This window comes from Streptomyces sp. NPDC029139, from assembly GCF_055564335.1.
Window position 1 is genome coordinate 671945 of sequence record NZ_JBVHWN010000001.1, and the last position, 19583, is coordinate 691527.

Sequence of the window (19583 nt, forward strand, 5' to 3'; positions counted from 1 at the left end):
CGAAGACCGTACGGGAAATTCACACATGTTCACTCCGGCAACAGATTTCCCCGTTTGCTCAGCAGGAACTTCTTGAAGGCGGCCACCGGCGCCGTGTCCGGATGACCGTCGAGCCAGGCGACGCCGATCTCCCGGACGGCGCGGGGGGCCGTCACATTGAGCTCGACGACGCCCGGGCGCGGGACGGCCGGCGGGGGCAGCAGGGCGACGCCCAGACCGGCCGCGACCAGGCCGCGCAGCGTCTCGGCCTCCTCGCCCTCGAAGGCGACCCTGGGCTTGAACCCGGCCTCGGCGCACAGGTCGTCGGTGATGCGGCGCAGCCCGTAGCCGGGCTCCAGGGTCACGAACGTCTCGTCCGCCGCCTCCGCGAGCCGGACCCGCTTGCGCGAGGCGAGCCGGTGGTCGTCGGGCACCACCAGCCGCAGCCGCTGCTCGTCGATGCGGCGGGCGACCAGGTCGGGCGCGTCGGGCACGGGCGAGGTGAGACACAGGTCCAGGTCGCCCGCCCGCAGGCGCTCGATCATCGCCTCGCCGTAGTTCTGGACGAGGGTGAAGCGGACGCGGGGGTGGTCCACACGGAAGGCGCGGATCAGCCCGGGCACGGTCTCGGAGCCCATGGTGTGCAGGAACCCGAACGCCACCCGGCCCGCCGTCGGGTCGGCGTCCGCCCGTACGGAGTCCGCCGCGCGCTCCACCTCCGCCAGCGCCCGCTCGGCGGAGGCGTAGAACGTGCGGCCGGCCGGCGTGAGCGAGACGGTGCGCCCCTTGCGGGCGAACAGCGCGACCCCGAGGTCCTGTTCCAGCCGGACCATGGCCCGCGACAGGGTCGACTGCGGGACCCCCATCTCGGCCGCCGCCCGGGTCACATGCTCGTGCCGGGCGACCGCCGCGAAGTACGCGAGCCGGGGCGCGAGCAGCAGTCCCATGTCTTCTTCGTAACTACCCGGTGACAGCCGACTCTGTGACCTGTACTCATGCACCATGGGAACGATTACAGCAGTTCCGTGCATTGGACGCATGAACCGGATCGGCCTACGTTCGAGACATGCCTTCCGCCAGTACCAAGGCGGCCGCCACCAGCACGGCCGCCGACACCCGCCTCGCCCCCGGCGCCCCCGGCCACCGCCGCATGAGCTTCGCCCTCTTCGCCGCCGGACTCGCCGCCTTCGCGCTCCTCTACTCCACCCAGGCCCTCCTCCCCGCGATCTCCGCGGAGTTCGGAGCGAGCGCCTCCGCGGCCTCCTGGACGGTCTCCGCCGCGACCGGCGCCCTCGCCCTCCTCGTCCTCCCGCTGAGCGCCCTCTCCGAGCGCTTCGGCCGGCGCACGATGATGACCGCCTCGCTCGCCGTCGCGGTCGTCGTCGGACTGCTCGTCCCCTTCGCCCCGAACCTGGAATGGCTGATCGCCCTGCGGGCGGTCCAGGGCGCGGCGCTCGCGGGCCTGCCCGCCTCCGCCATGGCGTTCCTCGCCGAGGAGGTGCGGCCGAGGGCGCTGATCGCCGCGATCGGCCTGTTCGTCGCGGGCAACTCGATCGGCGGCATGAGCGGCCGGATCGTCACCGGCTGGGCGGCGCAGATGTGGGGCTGGCGCGCGGGGCTCCTCGCGGTCGGCCTGATGGCGGTGGCCTGCGCGGTCGTCTTCCGCGTCCTGCTTCCCGGGGCCCGTCATTTCACGCCCGGTTCGCTGAGCCCGAAGGCGCTGGCCACGGCGGTCCGCACCCACCTCGCCGACCCGCTGCTGATGCGCCTGTACGCGATCGGCGCGCTGTTCATGACGGTGTTCGGCGCGGTCTACACGGTGATCGGGTACCGCCTGGTCGAGGCCCCGTTCTCGCTCCCGCAGGGTGTGATCGGCTCGATCTTCCTGGTCTACCTCGTCGGTACGGTCTCCTCGGCCGCGGCCGGGAAGCTGGTCGGCCGGCTCGGCCGACGCGGCGCGCTCTACCTGGCCGTCGGCACGACCGCGGCCGGTCTGCTGCTCTCCCTGGCCGACGTGCTCGCCGCCGTGCTGCTGGGCCTGGTCCTGATCACGGCGGGCTTCTTCGCCGGGCACGCAGTCGCCTCCTCCTCGGTGAGCCGTACCGCCACGACCGGCCGCGCGCAGGCGTCGGCGCTCTACCAGTCGGCGTACTACCTGGGCAGCAGCGCCGGCGGCACGCTCGGCGCGATCGCCTTCCACTCGGGCGGCTGGGCCGGCACGGTCCTGCTGGGTCTGGTCGCGGTGCTCGGCGTCATGTCGATCACCCTCTACGGCAGCCACAGCGCGCGGGTCGCGGCGCGCGGCGAGGCGCGGCGCCCCCGGCTCCGCACGGCGCACTGAATCCGTCCCGGATCCGTACAACCGAACCGCTCCCCCGGTCGTCCTGAGTCATAGGACTCGAGGGGGAGTTGGTGATCATGAACGGGATACGAAGGCGGGCCGGGATCGTCCTCGGCATCACCTCCATGGTGGTGCCGTTGACGGTGGCGCTCGGGGCGGCGCCGGCGCAGGCGGCCTCGTGCAACGTGACGACGGGGCCGTACCAGAAGCAGGTGGAGAAGTTCCTGGGGCGGGCGGTGGACGGGCGGCAGTCGCTCGCCGACTGCCGGGCGATCCAGGCGTTCCAGCGGACGCACGGCATCACCCCGACGCAGGGGTACGCCGGCCCGCTGACCTGGCGGACGATGTCCACGATGCTGGCGCAGCGGGCGGCCGGCACGAACCCGAACAGGGCCGGGGCCTGCCCGACGAACAAGGGGCGGATCGCCTGCGTCGACCTGACCCGCCAGCTGAGCTGGATCCAGGACGGCTCGCGGCTGAAGTACGGCCCGGTGCCCGTCCGCACGGGCAAGGACGGGACGGAGACCCGGACCGGCGCCAAGAGGATCTACTGGCGGAACATCAACCACTGGTCGACGATCTACCACGTGTCCATGCCGTACGCGCAGTTCTTCGACGGCGGGCAGGCCTTCCACTCCACCACCAAGTCCATGTGGAACCCGCCGGGTTCGGGGGGCTGCGTCAATATGCGTCCGGCCGACGCCAAGGCGTACTGGAACCTGCTCAGGAACGGCGACGACGTGTACGTCTACGGGCGGAAGCCGGGAACCTGACCCCGGCTGTCAGTGGGCTGCGGTAGCTTCCCCTCATCGGCACAGAACCGGTGCCGGTGAGGGGCGAGTGGGGTGGACCTGCATGAGTGACCTGGCGACCGCTACCGATGACCGGAACTCTCAACTGGAGAAGTACCGCACCGAGTTGACCGGCTACTGCTATCGGATGCTCGGCTCCTCGTTCGAGGCCGAGGACGCCGTGCAGGACACGATGGTGCGCGCCTGGCGGTCCCTCGACTCCTTCGAGGGGCGCTCGTCGCTGCGTTCCTGGCTGTACCGCATCGCGACCAACGTCTGCCTCGACTCCCTCAACGCGGGCAACCGGCGGGCCCGGCCGATGGATCTGACCGCCGCGACACCGGTCGCCCAGGCGCAGCTGAACGCCCGGCCGGAGATCACCTGGCTGGAGCCGGTGCCGGACGGGCGGGTGCTGCCGTCGGTGGCCGACCCGGCGGAGACGGCCGTGTCCCGCGAGACCGTGCGCCTGGCGTTCGTCGCCGCGCTGCAGCACCTGCCGCCCAAGCAGCGGGCCGTGCTGATCCTGCGCGAGGTGCTGGCCTGGAAGGCGAGCGAGGTCGCCGAGCTGCTCGACACCACGGTCGCCTCGGTCAACAGCGCGCTCCAGCGGGCGCGCGCCACGATCGCCGAGAACGAACCGGCGGCCTCGGACGCCGCGGACCCGCTCGACGAGGAACAGAAGGAGCTCCTGGAGCGCTATGTCGCCGCCTTCGAGGGGTACGACATGAAGGCGCTGACGGCGCTCCTGCACGAGGACGCGACGATGTCCATGCCGCCGTACGACCTGTGGCTGCGGGGGCACGACGACATCGTGGGCTGGATGCTCGGCGTCGGGGACGTCTGCCGCGGTTCGAAGCTGGTGCCGACGGTGGCGAACGGCTCGCCGGCGTTCGCGCACTACCACCCGGACCCGGAGGGCGGTTACAGCCCGTGGGCGCTGATCGTCCTGGAGCTGAGGGACGGCAAGGTCGGCGGCATGGACTTCTTCCTGGACACCAAGCGGTGGTTCCCGCTCTTCGACCTGCCGGAGCGGCTGGAGGCGTAGGCGTTCGCCGGGGCGCGGTCATACGAGGTCGCTCAGGCCGACGAGTCCGAGGAGCAGCCGGAGCTCGGCCCCGGCTCCCCGGAAGGTGAGGCGGTGGCCGAGCCGCCCGGCGGCGAGCCGCAGCCTGGCGAGGGCGTCGACGGCGGCGAGATCGGCGTGCGCGAGCGCGCCGATCTCGCAGACGACCTCGGTGGGCGGCACCCCTTCGAGCACGGCGCACAGGCGGGCGACCTCGTCCGGGGTGGCCCGGGCGCCCAGGGTCAGAACGAGCGGTTGACTGGTGTCCACACCTAGGAGACCCGCGCCACGGCCGGAACTCATCGGACCCGGTCGGGGAGTCCTGTGGATCCGGCCGGATCGGGCGGGAGCCCGGCAAGATCCACACGACACCCCCTAAGCTGCGCGCATGATGCACGAGCCTGTCGAACTGGTGATCTTCGACTGTGACGGCGTTCTGGTGGACAGCGAACGGATCTACTGCCGTATCGACCGGGAGGTCTTCGCGGAGCTCGGCGCCGAGTTCACCGAGGCGGAGATCGTCGAGCACTTCCTCGGTTCGTCCAGCGAGGTGCTCACGGCGATCCTGGAGGAGCGGCTCGGGCGGCCGCTGGAGGCCGACTGGCACCTGCCCTACCGGCCGGTCTACGAGCGGGCCCTGGACGCGGAGCTGACGGTGGTCGAGGGCGTCACGGACGCGCTCGACGCCCTTGAGGTGCCGTTCTGTCTGGCGTCGAACGGCAGCCATGCCACGATCCGCCGCAATCTGACGCGCACGGGCCTGCTGGAACGCTTCGAGGGCCGGATGTTCAGCGCGCGCGACGTGGCCAGGGGCAAGCCGGCGCCGGACCTGTTCCTGCACGCGGCCGAGAGCATGGGCGTGGCGCCGGAGCGGTGCGCGGTGGTGGAGGACAGCCCGTACGGAGTGGCGGCGGCCCGGGCGGCCGGGATGCGCGCCTTCGGCTACTGCGGGGGTCTGACGCGGGCGGACCGGCTGATGGGCCCGCGGACGCTGGTCTTCGACGACATGCGGCAGCTGCCGAAGCTCCTCGGGGAGCCGCTGGGATGAGCGGGTCCGAGGCGGAGGTGGCGTGGGACCGGCTGTTCCACGCCTACGGGGTGGCGACGGACACGGCGGAGGTGCTGCGGGGCTCCCTGGAGGGCGCGCGCGAGCATCTGTGGTCCGCGATCCTGCACCAGGGCGGTGTCTGGCCGGCGACGCCGCCGGTCCTGCGGATCGTGGCGGGCCGGCTGCGGGAAGCGCCGCTGCTCGCGCTGTCCTTCGTACGGGACGTGGCGTCGGCGGTGAACCTGGGCGGGCACGCGGAGAAACTGCGGGGCGAGGTGGCGGCGGCGCCGACCGGGGAGTGGACCGCCCGGTACGTGGCCCTGGACGGGGACGACCAGCTCGACATGTGGTCGGACGACGACGACACGGGCTCTCTCGTCCTCGCGGGGGCGGCGCTCGACTGCTGGGACCTGCTGCCCGAACTCCTCGATCCGGTGGCGGAGTTCCTCGACGACCGGGACCCGGGCGTCCGTGCCCTCGCGTGGGCGACGGCGGCCCGCCTGCTGAACCATCCGGCGGCGGCCGTCCGTACACCCGGGCTCCTGCCCCGGCTGGCGGACCTCGCGCGGTCGGCCGAGTCGGTGGCGGAGCGGGCCTCGCTGGTCATGGACCTCGGCGGCCTGGGTGGCGAGGCCGGTCCGTTCCTGTCGGACCCCAGTCCGCTGGTCCGCTGCGCGGCGGCGATGACACCCGTGCTGGCCGAGGACCCGGCGGCGCACGCGGAGTTGCTGTCGATGGCCCGTACGCCGACGGCCTTCGACGAGCTGTCCCCCCTGGCCCGCTTCGAGGGTGAACCGGCCCGGTGGACGCTGATCGCGGTGCTGTGCAGCCGGGTGCGGGACTTCGCCCGGCTCCAGGAGGCGGCGACGGCGGTGCTTCCGTACGCCTTCAAGGTCGCCCCGTGCCCTGACCTGGGCCCCTATCTGGAGGTGGGCTTCGCGGCCGGCTGGCCCCAGGAGCCGACGGGCGAGCAGCGGGCCCTGGCACGGGAGATCGCCGCCCGCGACGGGCTGTGGGCGCCGGCGAACGGCAACCGCAGGATCACCCTGGGGGGTCTGCGGTTGCCGAACGAGCGGGATGCCTGGGCGGCTCTGGGCGGTGCCTGATCAGGCGATGCGGTCGAGAACGATCGGCTTGGGGGTGAACGCCGTGCCCTCCGCCGCGATGTCCCAGGAACCGTCCAGGGACCTCAGGGCGTAGTCGAACTTCTCCGGGGTGTCCGTGTGCAGGGTCAGCAGCGGCTGCCCGGCCGTCACCGTGTCGCCCGGCTTGGCGTGGAGCTCGACGCCCGCGCCGGCCTGCACCGGGTCCTCCTTGCGGGCGCGGCCCGCGCCCAGACGCCAGGCGGCGATGCCGATGTCGTACGCGTCGAGGCGGGTGAGGACGCCGGAGGACGGGGCCGTGACGACGTGCTGCTCGCGGGCGACCGGGAGGGTCGCGTCGGGGTCGCCGCCCTGGGCCGCGATCATGCGGCGCCAGACGTCCATGGCCGAGCCGTCCGCGAGGGCCTTCGCCGGGTCCGCGTCCTTGATGCCGGCCGCGTCGAGCATCTCGCGGGCCAGCGCGATCGTCAGCTCGACGACGTCGGCCGGGCCGCCGCCCGCCAGGACCTCGACCGACTCGCGGACCTCCAGCGCGTTGCCGGCCGTGAGGCCCAGCGGAGTCGACATGTCGGTGAGCAGGGCGACCGTCTTCACACCGCTGTCCGTGCCGAGTCCCACCATCGTGTGGGCCAGCTCCTGCGCGTCCGCGAGGTTCTTCATGAAGGCGCCGGTGCCGACCTTGACGTCGAGGACGAGCGAGCCGGTGCCCTCGGCGATCTTCTTCGACATGATCGAGGAGGCGATGAGCGGGATCGCCTCGACCGTGCCGGTGACGTCCCGGAGGGCGTAGAGCTTCTTGTCGGCGGGGGCGAGCCCGTCGCCCGCGGCGCAGATCACCGCGCCGGTCGTGTCGAGGACGTGCAGCATCTCCTCGTTGGAGAGCAGCGCGCGCCAGCCGGGGATGGACTCCAGCTTGTCGAGCGTGCCGCCGGTGTGGCCGAGGCCCCGGCCCGACAGCTGCGGCACCGCCGCGCCGCAGGCGGCGACCAACGGGGCGAGCGGCAGGGTGATCTTGTCGCCGACGCCGCCGGTGGAGTGCTTGTCGGAGGTGGGGCGGGAGAGGGACGAGAAGTCCATGCGCTCGCCGCTCGCGATCATCGCCGCCGTCCAGCGGGCGATCTCGGCGCGGTTCATGCCGTTGAGCAGGATCGCCATGGCCAGGGCCGACATCTGCTCGTCGGCGACCTCGCCCCGGGTGTAGGCATCGATGACCCAGTCGATCTGCTCGGGGCTCAGCTCGCCCTTGTCCCGCTTGGTGCGGATGACGGAGATGACGTCCATGTGTGGGTGCCTCTTTCTACGCGCATAGAGGGGGAAGGGGAGAGCGGCCCTTCCCATCGTGCCGGAAGGGCCGCTCCGAGGTACTACGTGGCGAGGTGGTCCGGGCCGAACGCCTGCGGGAGCATCTCCGCGAGCGTCAGCAGCCCGGCCGGGGTCTCCAGGACGAGTTCGGCGCCGCCGAACTCGTACAGCAGCTGCCGGCACCGCCCGCACGGCACCAGGGACTCGCCCCGGCCGTCCACGCAGACGAAATGGGTCAGCCGGCCGCCGCCGGTCGCCTGCAGCTGGGAGACGAGCCCGCACTCGGCACACAGGCCGATGCCGTACGACGCGTTCTCCACGTTGCAGCCGGAGACCACCCGCCCGTCGTCGACGAGCGCGGCGGCGCCGACCGGGTAGCCCGAGTACGGCGCGTACGCACGGGACATGGCGTCCCGGGCCGCCGTCCGCAGGGCCTCCCAGTCGGGGCCACCGGCGGGCGTCGTCACTTGCCTTCGCCCTTGCGGTAGCGCATGCCGTCCGCCTTGGGCATCCGCAGACGCTGCGCGGAGAGCGACAGCACCAGCAGCGTGACCACGTACGGGGTGGCGCTGACGAACTCGACCGGGACGGTGTCCGTGCCGAGGTACCAGATCAGCACGCCGACACCGATGACGATGGCGATCGAGGAGGTGATCCAGCGCTTCTTGTACGCCTTCCACGCGGCGATCGCCACGAGCACGGCGAACAGCAGCAGGAGCAGCGCGTGCACGGACTCGCCGCCGCTGCGCAGCTGGAGCGCGTCGGCGAAGCCGAACAGTCCCGCGCCCATCGCCAGGCCGCCCGGCCGCCAGTTGCCGAAGATCATCGCGGCGAGGCCGATGTAACCACGGCCACCGGTCTGGCCTTCGTTGTAGATGTGCGAGGTGACCAGCGACAGGAACGCGCCACCGAGACCGGCGAGACCGCCGGAGACGATCACGGCGATGTACTTGTACTTGTAGACGTTGACGCCCAGGGACTCGGCCGCGATCGGGTTCTCGCCGCAGGAGCGCAGCCGCAGACCGAACGAGGTCTTCCACAGCACGAAGAACGTGCCGATCACAAGGAGCACGGCCAGGATCGTGACCAGCGACAGGTTGGTGACCAGACCGCCGAGGATGCCGGCGATGTCCGAGACCAGGAACCAGTGGTGCTTCTCGATGTCGGCCAGCCAGTCGGACAGACCCGGGATCGTGATCGAGGTGATCTCCTCGGCCGGTGGCGACTGCTTGGGGCTGCCGCCCTTGGCCGCGGCCTCGCCGGTGTTGAACCACAGCTTGGCGAAGTAGCTGGTGAAACCGAGCGCGAGGATGTTGATCGCGATACCGGAGATGATGTGGTCGACACCGAAGGTGACGGTGGCGACCGCGTGCAGCAGACCGCCCAGCATGCCGCCCACGACGCCGGCCAGGATGCCCAGCCACGGGCTGGTCTGCCAGCCGGCCCAGGCACCGAAGAAGGTGCCGAGGATCATCATGCCTTCGAGGCCGATGTTGACCACGCCCGCGCGCTCGGCCCACAGGCCGCCGAGACCGGCGAGGCCGATCGGCACGGCGAGCGAGAGCGCGGCGCTGATCTGGCCGGCCGAGGTGAGGTCCTGCGCGCCGGTGATGGCGCGGATGGCGGAGAGGGCGATGAGCCCGCCCGCGACGATCAGCAGGATCACGGGCAGCGAGAGGCGGGTGCGGCCGCCCTTGCCGCCGGCCGCCTTGGGCGCGGCGGGCGGCGGGGTGGAAGTCGCCGTGGCGGTCACGCCGACACCTCCGTCGTGTTGTTGGAACGGGCCTGGGCCGCGAGCTTCTCGCCGACCTGACGCTGCTGGCGCTTGATGCCGTAGCGGCGGACGACTTCGTAGGCGATGACGACGCAGAGGACGATGACGCCCTGCATGACGCCGACGATCTCCCGGTCGTACTCCTCGAACTCCAGCTGCTGGCCGCCACGCTCCAGGAAGGCCCAGAGGATCGCGGCGAGCGCGATGCCGACCGGGTTGTTGCGGCCGAGCAGCGCGATGGCGATACCGGTGAAGCCGATGCCGACCGGGAACCCGCCGCCGTACTCGTAGGACTCGTTGAGCAGCGTCGGCATACCGATCAGACCGGCCATGCCGCCGGAGATCAGCATCGAGGTGACGACCATCTTCTTGACGTTGACACCGCTGGCCGCGGCGGCCGTGTCGGACTGGCCGACGGTGCGCAGGTCGAAGCCGAAGCGGGTGCGGGCGAGCGTGAACCAGAACGCGACGCCGGCGACGGCCGCGATCACGACGAAACCGATGATCGGGGTCGGCGTGGTCGGGAACTCGAAGAAGTGCGAGGACTCCGGGAGCGGGCTGGTGGCGACCTCGGTGCCGGCCGCGTCCAGGTGGCCGAGGCGGCCGGGCTGGAGCAGATAGCCGATGATCGCGGTCGCGATGAAGTTCAGCATGATCGTGGAGACGACCTCGCTGACACCCCGCGTCGTCTTGAGGACGCCGGCGATGCCCGCCCACATGGCGCCGACGATCATCGCGGTGACGATGATCAGCGGGATCTGGACGATGCCCGGCAGGGTCAGCGCGCCACCGACGGCGGCGGCGCAGAAGGCGGCGAGACGGTACTGGCCGTCGACACCGATGTTGAACAGGTTCATGCGGAAACCGATGGCCACCGCGATGCCCGCCAGGTAGTACGTCGTCGCCTTGTTGATGATGTAGACCTGGCTGTCCGACTTGATGCCGTAGTCGAACATGATCCCGAAGGCGCTGAACGGCTCCTTGCCGGTGGCCGCGAGCACCAGGGCGGTGATCAGGAAGGCGGCGACGATCGCGAGCAGCGGCGCCGCGATGCCCAGGAGCAACCGCTCCTTGTCGAACTTCTTCATCGGGCCTCGTCCTCCGGGCCGTCGGTGCCCTCAGGGCTGTCTTCGTGCGCAAGGCGGCCGGCGGCGGCGCCGGTCATGGCCGAGCCCAGCTCTTCCGGTGTGATGGTCGCCGGGTCGGCGTCCGCGACGAGCCTGCCGCGGTACATCACGCGCAGGGTGTCGGAAAGGCCGATCAGTTCGTCGAGGTCGGCCGAGATCAGCAGGACCGCGAGCCCCTCGCGGCGCGCCGTGCGGATCTGGTCCCAGATCTGCGCCTGCGCACCGACGTCCACGCCGCGGGTGGGGTGCGCGGCGATCAGCAGCTTGGGGTCGTGGCTCATCTCGCGGCCGACGATCAGCTTCTGCTGGTTGCCGCCGGAGAGGGAGGCCGCGGTGACGTCGATACCGGGGGTACGGACGTCGTACTCGCGCACGATCCGCTCGGTGTCCCGGCGGGCGGCCTTCAGGTCGAGGATGGCGCCCCGGGAGTTGGGCTTCTCGGTGACGTGGCCGAGGATGCGGTTCTCCCAGAGGGGGGCCTCCAGGAGCAGACCGTGCCGGTGGCGGTCCTCGGGGATGCAGCCGATGCCGTCCTCGCGCCGCTTGCGCGTGGGAGCGGTGGTGATGTCGGCGCCGTCCAGGGTCACCACGCCGCGGTCGGCGGCGCGCATGCCCATGATCGTGTCGACGAGCTCCGACTGGCCGTTGCCCTCGACGCCGGCGATGCCGAGCACCTCACCCTTGTGGATGGTGAAGGTGATGCCGTCGAGCACCGCGCGGACCACGCCGTCGGGGTCGACGGCGCTCAGCGACAGGTCCCGGACCGTCAGCATCGGCACGTCCGTCACCGTCGACTCGCGGGTCTCCGGGGAGGGCAGCTCGGCGCCGACCATCAGCTCGGCGAGCTGCTTGGTCGTGGTGTGCTTCGGGTCGGCGGTGCCGACCGTGGTGCCGCGGCGGATGACGGTGATCTCGTCGGCGACCGACAGGACCTCACCCAGCTTGTGCGAGATGAAGATGACGGTCAGGCCCTCGGCCTTGAGCTCACGCAGGTTGTCGAAGAGCGCGTCGACCTCCTGCGGGACGAGCACGGCGGTCGGCTCGTCGAGGATCAGGGTGCGGGCGCCGCGGTAGAGCACCTTGAGGATCTCCACGCGCTGACGGTCGGCCACACCGAGGTCCTCGACGAGGACGTCGGGACGGACGCCGAGGCCGTACGCGTCGGAGATCTCCTTGATCCGGGCGCGGGCCTTGTCGCCGATGCCGTGCAGCTTCTCGGAACCGAGGACGACGTTCTCGAGGACGGTGAGGTTGTCCGCGAGCATGAAGTGCTGGTGCACCATGCCGACGCCGCGGGCGATGGCGTCGCCGGGGCTGTGGAACGTCACCTGCTCGCCGTCGACGGTGATGGTGCCCTCGTCCGGCTTCTGCATGCCGTAGAGGATCTTCATCAGCGTCGACTTGCCCGCGCCGTTCTCGCCCACGAGGGCGTGCACGGTGCCGCGGCGCACGGTGATGTCGATGTCGTGGTTGGCCACGACTCCGGGGAAACGCTTGGTGATGCCGCGGAGTTCTACGGCGTTCGGACTGCTGGGGCTGGAGGCTTTGATGACGCACTCTCCTAGGCAGGGAGCGTGAGAAGGATGAGCGGGCTGGGCGGGCTGGGACGCAGGCGCTGTCGGTGGCGAAAAATACCCTGTGGGCGGCGCGCTACGCGCGTAGCGTCAGGAAAATCGTTCAACTGCCCACGGGCATACGCGTGAAGGGGGCCCGGAGTGTCGGCCGAAGCCGCTCTCCGGGCCCCCGTCCGACGTGCGTCAGAGGGTCGTGGCGACCTTGATCTGACCGTCGACGATCTTCTTCTTCGCCGCGTCGATCTGCGCCTGGATGTCCTTGAGGTGGTCACCCGTGGTGGTCAGCGAGACACCGTCCTCGGCGAGCGAGTAGGTGTGCGTGCCGGTCATCGGCTTGCCGTCCTTGACGGACTTGACGAGCTCGAACACACCGGTGTCGACGTTCTTGACGACCGAGGTGAGGATCGAACCGGCGTACTTGGACAGGGCCGGGTCCTTGGCCTGGTCCGAGTCGACGCCGATCGCCCAGGTGCCCGGCTTCGCGGCGACGGCCTCGATGGCGCCGGCACCCGAGCCGCCCGCGGCGGCGTAGATGACGTCGATGCCCTTGTCGAGCATGCCCTTGGCAGCGGCCTTGCCCTTGTCCGGAGCACCGAAGCCGGACATGTCCGTACCGGTGGAGAGGTACTGGATCTGGACCGAGGCGTTCGGCTTGGTGTCCTTGACGCCCTGCTGGAAGCCGGCGGCGAACTTCTTGATCAGCGGGATGTCGACACCACCGATGAAGCCGATCTTGCCGTCCTTGGACTTCAGCGCGGCGGCGACACCGGCGAGGTAGGAGCCCTGCTCCTCGGTGAAGACGATCGAGTCGACGTTCTTCGCCTCGGAGACGGAGTCGACCAGGCCGAAGGTGACCTTCGGGTACTTGGCCGCGACCTTGTCGATCGCGTCCTTGTAGGCGAAGCCGACACCGATGACCGGGTTGAAGCCACCCTCGGCGAGAGAGGCGAGGCGCTGCTCACGGTCGGCCGGAGTCTCACCGGTCTTGGCGGTGAGCTCCTTGGTCTCGACACCGAGGTCGGCCTTGGCCTTGTCGAGGCCGCGGGCGGCGGAGTCGTTGAACGAGTTGTCGCCACGGCCGCCGACGTCGTAGGCCATGCCGACCTTGATGGTGCCCGAGTCGGAGCCAGAGTCGGTGGACGACTCGCCACAGGCGGTAGCGGTGAGAGCGAGGGCCGCGGTCGCGACGGACGCGGAAACGATCTTGGATACCCGGCGCAAGAGGAGGGTCCCTTCGAGACTGACCGAAAGCGCCTCTTCCGGCGCTGGTTTCGCGTGGATCGTAACGCGCGTAGATGTCAGTTAAAGACCCGTTCATGAGTCGTTATCGGATCGTCGCGAACGGGCCCGGGGCGGCGATCCGGCGGCACCCGCCCCGGCACGACCGGTTATACACGCCGACCCGCGCTGGGGAGCGGCGCTTTTGCGACAGTTCGCGGCGTGTTGGTCCGAACGGAGGAGCAACGGCGCCGGAACGGCGGAGCGGCGGCGGGCGCGGTGGAGCGGCGGCGGGCGCGGTGGAGCGGCGGCGGCAGGGGCGGGGCGGGCGGTGGAGCGACAGCCGCAGGGGGGCGACGCCCCCCGCCGCCGGACCCTCGGTCAGCTTCCGGCCGTGGCGTCGAGCAGGGCAGCGGCCGTGAAGAGCTCGACACCCACCTCGATGGACTCCTCGTCCACGTCGAAATCACCCGCGTGCAGGTCCCGGCGTGTCGTGTCGCCGGGGGTACGGGTGCCCAGCCGGGCCATGGCGCCCGGGACGTGCTCCAGATACCAGGAGAAGTCCTCGCCGCCGAGGCTCTGCTCGGTGTCCTCGATCGCATACGGTCCGCGACGGGCGGTCATCGCCTCGGTGAGGAGGTCGGCGACGGCCGGGGCGTTGACGACGGGCGGGACGCCGCGGACGTAGTTGATGGTCGACTTGGCGCGGTGCAGTGTCGCGATCTCGTCGACCGCCGCGTGCACCAGGTCCGGCGCCTCGCGCCAGGTCTCCAGGTCGAGGCAGCGGACGGTCCCGGAGAGGACGGCGTGCTGCGGGATGACGTTGCAGGCGTGGCCGGACTCGATCCGTCCCCAGGTGAGCGAGAGTCCGGAGCGGGCGTCCACGCGGCGGGCGAGGACGGCCGGGACGTCGACGGCGACACGGGCGGCGGCGGTGACCAGGTCGGTGGTCAGGTGCGGGCGGGCGGTGTGGCCGCCGGGCCCGTCGAGGGTGATCTCCAGCCGGTCGCAGGCGGAGGTGATGGGGCCGTGCCGCATCCCGATCCGGCCCACGTCCACCTTGGGGTCGCAGTGCACGGCGATGATCCGGCCGACCCCGTCGAGCGCACCCGCCTCGACGGCCTCCGCGGCTCCGCCGGGCAGCACCTCCTCGGCGGGCTGGAAGATCAGCCGCACGGCGTTGGGGAGCAGCCCCTGCCGGTGGAGGTCGGCGAGGACGAGGCCGGCCCCGAGGACGGTGGTGGTGTGGACGTCGTGGCCGCAGGCGTGCGCGCGGTTGGGCACGGTGGAGCGGTACGCGACCGTCTTGACGTCCGGGATGGGGAGGGCGTCGAGGTCCGCGCGGATCGCCAGCATGGGCCGCCCGCAGTCGGGCGTACCGACGTCGCAGACGAGGCCCGTGCCCGTCGGCAGTACCCGCGGCGCGAGTCCGGCCGCCTCGAGGCGGGCCTTCAGCGCGGCGGTGGTACGGATCTCCTGGTGGCCGAGCTCGGGGTGCATGTGCACGTCGCGGCGGAAGGCGATCAGTTCGGCACGCAGCGACGCGGACAGCCTTCCGGGCAGGGCGACGGAGCCGGGCTCACGGGACTTCAACTGGTTCACCTTTTGAAGGGTAGGCCCCTTCGGAGGTCAACTGCCCGTTGATCACGAAAAGTTCAGCCCGTTAGGGGAAAGAAAGTCGGTTCACGAGGCATGATGACCATTCTCTGTGGGTAAGCTCACCCGAATTCGAGCCGCTGCGAGGACGGTGTGGTGAGCCGGTCGACCTCGAAGGCGGCCGAGCCCGCGACCCCCGCCAGGAAGCCCTGGGCCCGGGGGGAGGCGTTCTCCGTGAGCCACTCGGGTGCGATCTCGCAGACCGCGACCTTGACCTCCGTGCCGGCCAGCGCCAGGGGCAGGGTGTGGACGACCGTCGAGGGGAAGCTGACCACCGTACGGCCGATCGGGCCGCGCCGGGCGATCAGTTCCAGGGGCAGGTCGGGCCGGACGATCTCCAGATCGGTCTCCACCGCGATCCGGTGCAGCTTCTCGGTGGATTCCCGGCGGTGCGCGAAGTAGCGGGTGGCGCCGTGGGTCCGGGCGAGGTCGGCGACGGCGCGCGCGTACCGGTCGGGGTCGACCACGCCGGTCTCGACCAGCGAGGTGCCGACCAGGTCCGCGCCGCGGGTGAGGCGGGGCGGGCCGAAGCGGGAGCGGGTCCAGGCGAAGGTGTTCGGGGTGACGACGGTGCCCGGCGGCGGTTCGACCGGGAGCGAGGTGAAGATCTCGACCGTACGGCGGCGGGTGGGGGCCAGCTTGCGGCGGGCCGCGGCGGTGACCGGGGCGAGGACGAGTTCGCGGGGCCCGCCGGTGCCGCGCCGGTGCCAGCGCACGAGGCGTTCGCCGCGTGCCAGCTGGGCGGCGTACTCCATGGTGGCGGTGCCGTCGTCGACGACGGTCAGCTGTTTGGGGGCGAAGAGGGTGAGCAGCAGCTGGACGTAGCGGGAGAAGGGGTCTCCGACGATCACCCGTTCCGCGGACCGCAGCAGGGGGGCCATGTCCCGCAGGGTGCGGCCGAGGGAGCCGCGGCCGTCCCGGGCGTCCTGCCAGCGGACGGTGAACCCGTCGTCGCGGGCCAGGGCGCCCATCCGGCGGAGCTGGCCGCGTGACATGGGATCGGTCGGCGAGAGGACGACGAGCGTGAGGTCGTCGGCCGCGCCGCGGGTCCCGCCGGCGGGGGCCGTGGGGCCCCCGGCGGCGGGCGACTGGGCGTGTGCCCACTCCAGGACGTTCAGGAGCTGGACCGGGCTCTCGACGAACGCCACCTGGCCGGTCATGCGGCGACGAGCCCCTGGACCCGGCGGAGCTTCTTCATCGGGCCGAGCTCCGACTCGTACACCTTCTTGATCCCGTCGCCGAGCGCGGTCTCGATGGTGCGGATGTCGCGGACCAGGCGCTGCAGGCCCTGGGGCTCGACGGAGGCGGCCTGGTCGGAGCCCCACATGGCGCGGTCGAGGGTGATGTGGCGCTCGACGAAGGTGGCGCCCAGGGCGACGGCGGCGAGGGTGGTCTGCAGGCCCGTCTCGTGGCCGGAGTAGCCGATCGGGACGTTGGGGTACTCCTCCGTGAGGGTGTTGATCACGCGGAGGTTGAGCTCCTCGGCCTTGGCCGGGTAGGTCGAGGTGGCGTGGCAGAGGAGGATGTTGTCCGAGCCGAGGACCTCGACGGCGTGGCGGATCTGCTTCGGGGTCGACATGCCGGTGGAGAGGATGACCGTGCGGCCCGTGGCGCGCAGGGCGCGCAGGAGTTCGTCGTCCGTGAGGGAGGCGGAGGCGACCTTGTGGGCGGGGACGTCGAACTTCTCCAGGAAGGCGACGGCCTCGGTGTCCCACGGGGAGGCGAACCAGTCGATGCCGCGCTTCGCGCAGTGCTCGTCGATGGCGCGGTACTCGTCCTCGCCGAACTCCACGCGGTGGCGGTAGTCGATGTACGTCATCCGGCCCCAGGGGGTGTCGCGCTCGATGTCCCACTGGTCGCGGGGGGTGCAGATCTCCGGGGTGCGCTTCTGGAACTTCACGGCGTCGCAGCCGGCGTCGGCGGCGACGTCGATGAGCGCGAGGGCGTTCTCGAGCTCGCCGTTGTGGTTGATGCCGATCTCGCCGGTGATGTAGACGGGGCGGCCCGGGCCGGCGACCTTGCTGCCGAACGTACGCGTGCGAGTGGTCATGATCTTGACGTTCCTTAGGAGTTGGGGGTGTCGAGCTCGGGTCCGAGAAGCCAGGCCGCGATCTCGCGGACGGCTCCGGAGCCACCGGGGGTGAGGGTCACCGCACGGGCGGCGGCCCGTACGGAGTCGTGGGCGCTCGCCACCGCGACGGGCCAGCCGACGAGGTGGAAGCACGGGAGGTCGTTGACGTCGTTGCCGGCGTAGAGCACGCGCTGGGGGTCGATGCCCTGTTCCTCGCACCACTGCTTGAGGGCGAGGTCCTTGCGGTCGATGCCGTGCAGGACGGGGATCTGGAGCTTGCGGGCGCGGGCGGCGACGACGGCGTTCTGTTCGGTGGAGAGGATCAGGACCGGCATGCCGGCGCGGCGCAGGGCGGCGATGCCGAGGCCGTCGCCGCGGTGGGCGGAGACGAACTCGTGGCCGTCCGCGTCGAGGTGGACCCGGTCGTCGGTCTGGGTGCCGTCGAAGTCGAGGACGACGGCGTCGATCTCGTCGAAGCGGGGGGCGAGGGGGGTGTCGAGCAGGGGCGCGAGCGCGCGGGCGCGGGCGAGGTCGTGCGGGTCGTCGATCTCCAGGACCCGGGCGGGGTCGGTGACGACGAGGGCGGTGCGGCCGAAGAAGCGGTGGCCGTGGGTTCGGAAGCCGTCGGCGGCCATCGCGTAGACGGCGCCGGTCTCCAGGTACTCGGTCTCCCGGTCCTGCCGGCGCGGGCGGTGGGCCTTGTCGTGGTTGACGCCCGTGCCGCCCTGGGGGGTGTCGCGCCAGAGGAAGCCGTGGGTCGGGGCGGCGGTGAGGGCCGTGTCGGCGCCGCCGGTGGTGATCTCCCGGACGGTGCCGTCGACCTCCTCGGAGGTGAGGAAGGGGCTGGTGCACTGGACGAGGAGAACCACGTCCACGCGGCGCCCGCTGGTGGCCTCGAAGGCGTCCATCGCGTGCAGGACCGCCGATTCGCTGGTCGCCGTGTCGCCCGCGATGGCCGCCGGGCGGTGGATCGCCTCGGCGCCGGCGGCGCGGGCGGCGGCCGCGATCCCGGCGTCGTCCGTGGAGACGACGACGTCGGTGACGTGTCGGGCGCCGAGGCAGGCGCGGACCGCGCGGGAGACCAGCGGGAGGCCCGCCACCTGGGCGAGGTTCTTGGCGGGTACGCCCTTGGAGCCGCCCCTCGCGGGGATCACCGCGAGGACGGTGGGGGTGGGGGTCGTCCGCGTCATCAGAGCTCTCCAAGGCGGCGGATGACGGGGGCCACGCGCTGGACGCCGTGGCGGTACGCGCCCCGGGCCGCCTCCCGGACGATCCGGCGCAGCCCGCTGTCGCGGGTCTCGGGCGCGGTCACGTCCAGGCGGTGGCGGGCGAGGATCCCGGGCAGGTAGCCGGGCGCCGTCTCCGCTGTGTAGTAGGGGGTGATGGGGGGCAGCGCCGGGCCGGCGAGCAGCTCGGCGACCCGCTCGCGGGCGGCGTCGAAGGCTTTCTCGTACCCGCCGTCGGACGCCACGCCCTGGCGGGCGAGCCACTCCTCGTCCGGCGTCGGCCGGATGTCCGCGTCGAGGCGGTCGAAGGAGGTCAGCAGCCCGGAGCCGATGAAGTGATGGTTGCCGAGGACCTCGCGCACGCCCATGTCGGTGAGGATCGCGGTGGGGATGCGCCGGTGCAGCGCTTCCAGGGCGGCGGTCGAGGAGACCGTGACCAGCAGGTCGGTGCGGTCCAGGACCTCGCCCATGTGTCCGTACACGAGGCGGAAGTTGGGCGGGGTGTCCAGGGCGCGCACCAGCTTCTGGTACGGCAGTTCCTCCAGGTGCGTGGTGTGTTCGCCCGGCTTGGAGCGGAGCTTGAGCAGGACCTCCCGCCGCGGGTGGAGCCGGGCGTGGTCGACGAGCCTGCGGAGCAGGTACGTACGGTCGACGCGGGTCACGGGCACGGAGGGCTGGGCGGCGAAGACGAGGGTGTCCCGGCCGGCCTCGGGGGCGTAGGGCGCGCCGCCGAGGAACGGCAGCGCGGCCTCCACCACCGAGGAGGCGTCGGCGCCGACCCCTTCGTACACGGTGCGGAAGCGCTCGGCGTCGTGGCGGGAGTTGGCGAGGACGACGTCCGCGCCGTGGCGCAGCAGCAGCCCGTCGGCGAGCTTCTCGTAGACGACTCCGACGTAGCCGGTGACGATGACCGGGCGTCGTTCCAGGGGGAGTTCGGCGAGGCCCTGGAGGACGGCGCGGACCGTGCCGCCGACGAGGGAGAGGACGACGAGGTCGTAGCCCTCCCCGCGGGCCGCCGCGTCCCGTACCGCACGGAGGAACTCCGCGCCCGTCACCTCGCGCGGGGGTGTCGTGGACACCCCGGTCTCGGCGAGCTGGCGCGCGGTGGGGGTGGCCCGGCCGCGCAGGACGAAGCCGGTGGGCTCGGCGGCCGTGATGCGGCGTGCGGTGAGCGCGCCCCATTTCCACCGGGTGTCGGAGTCGGCGAGTACGGCGACGCGTACCGCTTCTCTGGTACTTGCTGGCACGTCGAGGACGCTAGAGAGGCATTCCGTTTCCCGGCCCAACTGGGTTACAACAAACGGTGAACA

The 19583-nt window shown here is 71.6% G+C and carries 18 protein-coding genes; 5 read left to right on the forward strand and 13 right to left on the reverse strand.

The genetic code is table 11. The features are described from left to right. Positions 1-29 precede the first annotated feature (29 nt). Positions 30-983: a LysR family transcriptional regulator gene (locus tag ACZ4VW_RS03030; protein ID WP_467957770.1), complete on the reverse strand. Its 954-nt coding sequence runs from the start codon at positions 981-983 to the stop codon at positions 30-32. A 62-nt stretch (positions 984-1045) separates the two neighbouring features. Here ACZ4VW_RS03030 and ACZ4VW_RS03035 point away from each other — a divergent pair, with 62 nt between their 5' ends. The 3 genes from ACZ4VW_RS03035 (at position 1046) to ACZ4VW_RS03045 (ending at position 4156) form a co-directional block, all read left to right on the forward strand. After that, positions 1046-2320 carry an MFS transporter gene (locus ACZ4VW_RS03035; protein ID WP_467957772.1) on the forward strand — a complete coding sequence of 425 codons (1275 nt, stop codon included), beginning with the start codon at positions 1046-1048 and terminating at the stop codon, positions 2318-2320. Between the two features lie 125 nt (positions 2321-2445). Next, positions 2446-3093, forward strand: a complete 648-nt coding sequence (locus tag ACZ4VW_RS03040; RefSeq protein ID WP_467958159.1) for a L,D-transpeptidase family protein — start codon at positions 2446-2448, stop codon at positions 3091-3093. 82 nt (positions 3094-3175) lie between these two features. Next, complete coding sequence (locus tag ACZ4VW_RS03045) at positions 3176-4156, forward strand: sigma-70 family RNA polymerase sigma factor (RefSeq protein WP_467957774.1); 981 nt, start codon at positions 3176-3178, stop codon at positions 4154-4156. 18 nt (positions 4157-4174) lie between these two features. Here ACZ4VW_RS03045 and ACZ4VW_RS03050 read toward each other — a convergent pair whose 3' ends face one another. Beyond that, a complete protein-coding gene (locus tag ACZ4VW_RS03050; protein WP_467957776.1) occupies positions 4175-4444 on the reverse strand; it encodes an STAS domain-containing protein in 270 nt (89 codons plus the stop codon). A 118-nt stretch (positions 4445-4562) separates the two neighbouring features. Here ACZ4VW_RS03050 and ACZ4VW_RS03055 point away from each other — a divergent pair, with 118 nt between their 5' ends. Both ACZ4VW_RS03055 and ACZ4VW_RS03060 read left to right on the forward strand, forming a co-directional pair. Then, positions 4563-5222: an HAD family hydrolase gene (locus ACZ4VW_RS03055; RefSeq protein WP_467957778.1), complete on the forward strand. Its 660-nt coding sequence runs from the start codon at positions 4563-4565 to the stop codon at positions 5220-5222. Beyond that, positions 5219-6328, forward strand: a complete 1110-nt coding sequence (locus ACZ4VW_RS03060) for a HEAT repeat domain-containing protein (RefSeq protein ID WP_467957780.1) — start codon at positions 5219-5221, stop codon at positions 6326-6328. The genes ACZ4VW_RS03055 and ACZ4VW_RS03060 overlap by 4 nt, the downstream gene beginning before the upstream one ends. On the opposite strand, the gene ACZ4VW_RS03065 is transcribed toward ACZ4VW_RS03060, so the two are convergent. The 11 genes from ACZ4VW_RS03065 to ACZ4VW_RS03115 all read right to left on the reverse strand — a co-directional run bounded on the left by ACZ4VW_RS03065 (position 6329) and on the right by ACZ4VW_RS03115 (position 19520). Then, positions 6329-7606 (reverse strand): thymidine phosphorylase, encoded by a 1278-nt coding sequence (locus ACZ4VW_RS03065; protein ID WP_467957782.1) that lies wholly within the window; start codon positions 7604-7606, stop codon positions 6329-6331. A gap of 83 nt (positions 7607-7689) precedes the next feature. Beyond that, complete coding sequence (locus tag ACZ4VW_RS03070; RefSeq protein ID WP_467957784.1) at positions 7690-8094, reverse strand: cytidine deaminase; 405 nt, start codon at positions 8092-8094, stop codon at positions 7690-7692. Beyond that, on the reverse strand, positions 8091-9380 hold the full coding sequence (locus ACZ4VW_RS03075) for an ABC transporter permease (protein ID WP_467957786.1): 1290 nt from the start codon (positions 9378-9380) through the stop codon (positions 8091-8093). Before ACZ4VW_RS03075 ends, ACZ4VW_RS03070 begins: the two co-directional genes overlap by 4 nt. After that, positions 9377-10489 carry an ABC transporter permease gene (locus ACZ4VW_RS03080; protein WP_467957788.1) on the reverse strand — a complete coding sequence of 371 codons (1113 nt, stop codon included), beginning with the start codon at positions 10487-10489 and terminating at the stop codon, positions 9377-9379. The genes ACZ4VW_RS03075 and ACZ4VW_RS03080 overlap by 4 nt, the downstream gene beginning before the upstream one ends. Beyond that, the gene (locus ACZ4VW_RS03085) at positions 10486-12078 is read right to left on the reverse strand and encodes an ABC transporter ATP-binding protein (protein WP_467958161.1); all 1593 of its coding nucleotides are present in this window, start codon (positions 12076-12078) and stop codon (positions 10486-10488) included. The genes ACZ4VW_RS03080 and ACZ4VW_RS03085 overlap by 4 nt, the downstream gene beginning before the upstream one ends. 207 nt (positions 12079-12285) lie before the next feature. After that, positions 12286-13323 carry a BMP family lipoprotein gene (locus ACZ4VW_RS03090; protein ID WP_467957790.1) on the reverse strand — a complete coding sequence of 346 codons (1038 nt, stop codon included), beginning with the start codon at positions 13321-13323 and terminating at the stop codon, positions 12286-12288. Between the two features lie 378 nt (positions 13324-13701). Next, positions 13702-14922 (reverse strand): amidohydrolase, encoded by a 1221-nt coding sequence (locus ACZ4VW_RS03095; RefSeq protein ID WP_467957792.1) that lies wholly within the window; start codon positions 14920-14922, stop codon positions 13702-13704. Positions 14923-15038: 116 nt separating this feature from the next. Then, on the reverse strand, positions 15039-16136 hold the full coding sequence (locus ACZ4VW_RS03100) for a hypothetical protein (RefSeq protein ID WP_467957794.1): 1098 nt from the start codon (positions 16134-16136) through the stop codon (positions 15039-15041). Then, positions 16133-17029, reverse strand: coding sequence for an N-acetylneuraminate synthase family protein (locus ACZ4VW_RS03105; protein WP_467958164.1), 897 nt, complete (start codon positions 17027-17029; stop codon positions 16133-16135). The genes ACZ4VW_RS03100 and ACZ4VW_RS03105 overlap by 4 nt, the downstream gene beginning before the upstream one ends. 11 nt (positions 17030-17040) lie before the next feature. Beyond that, positions 17041-18237, reverse strand: coding sequence for a cytidylyltransferase domain-containing protein (locus ACZ4VW_RS03110; RefSeq protein ID WP_467957796.1), 1197 nt, complete (start codon positions 18235-18237; stop codon positions 17041-17043). Beyond that, the gene (locus ACZ4VW_RS03115) at positions 18237-19520 is read right to left on the reverse strand and encodes a DUF6716 putative glycosyltransferase (protein ID WP_467957798.1); all 1284 of its coding nucleotides are present in this window, start codon (positions 19518-19520) and stop codon (positions 18237-18239) included. The genes ACZ4VW_RS03110 and ACZ4VW_RS03115 overlap by 1 nt, the downstream gene beginning before the upstream one ends. Positions 19521-19583: the final 63 nt, after the last annotated feature.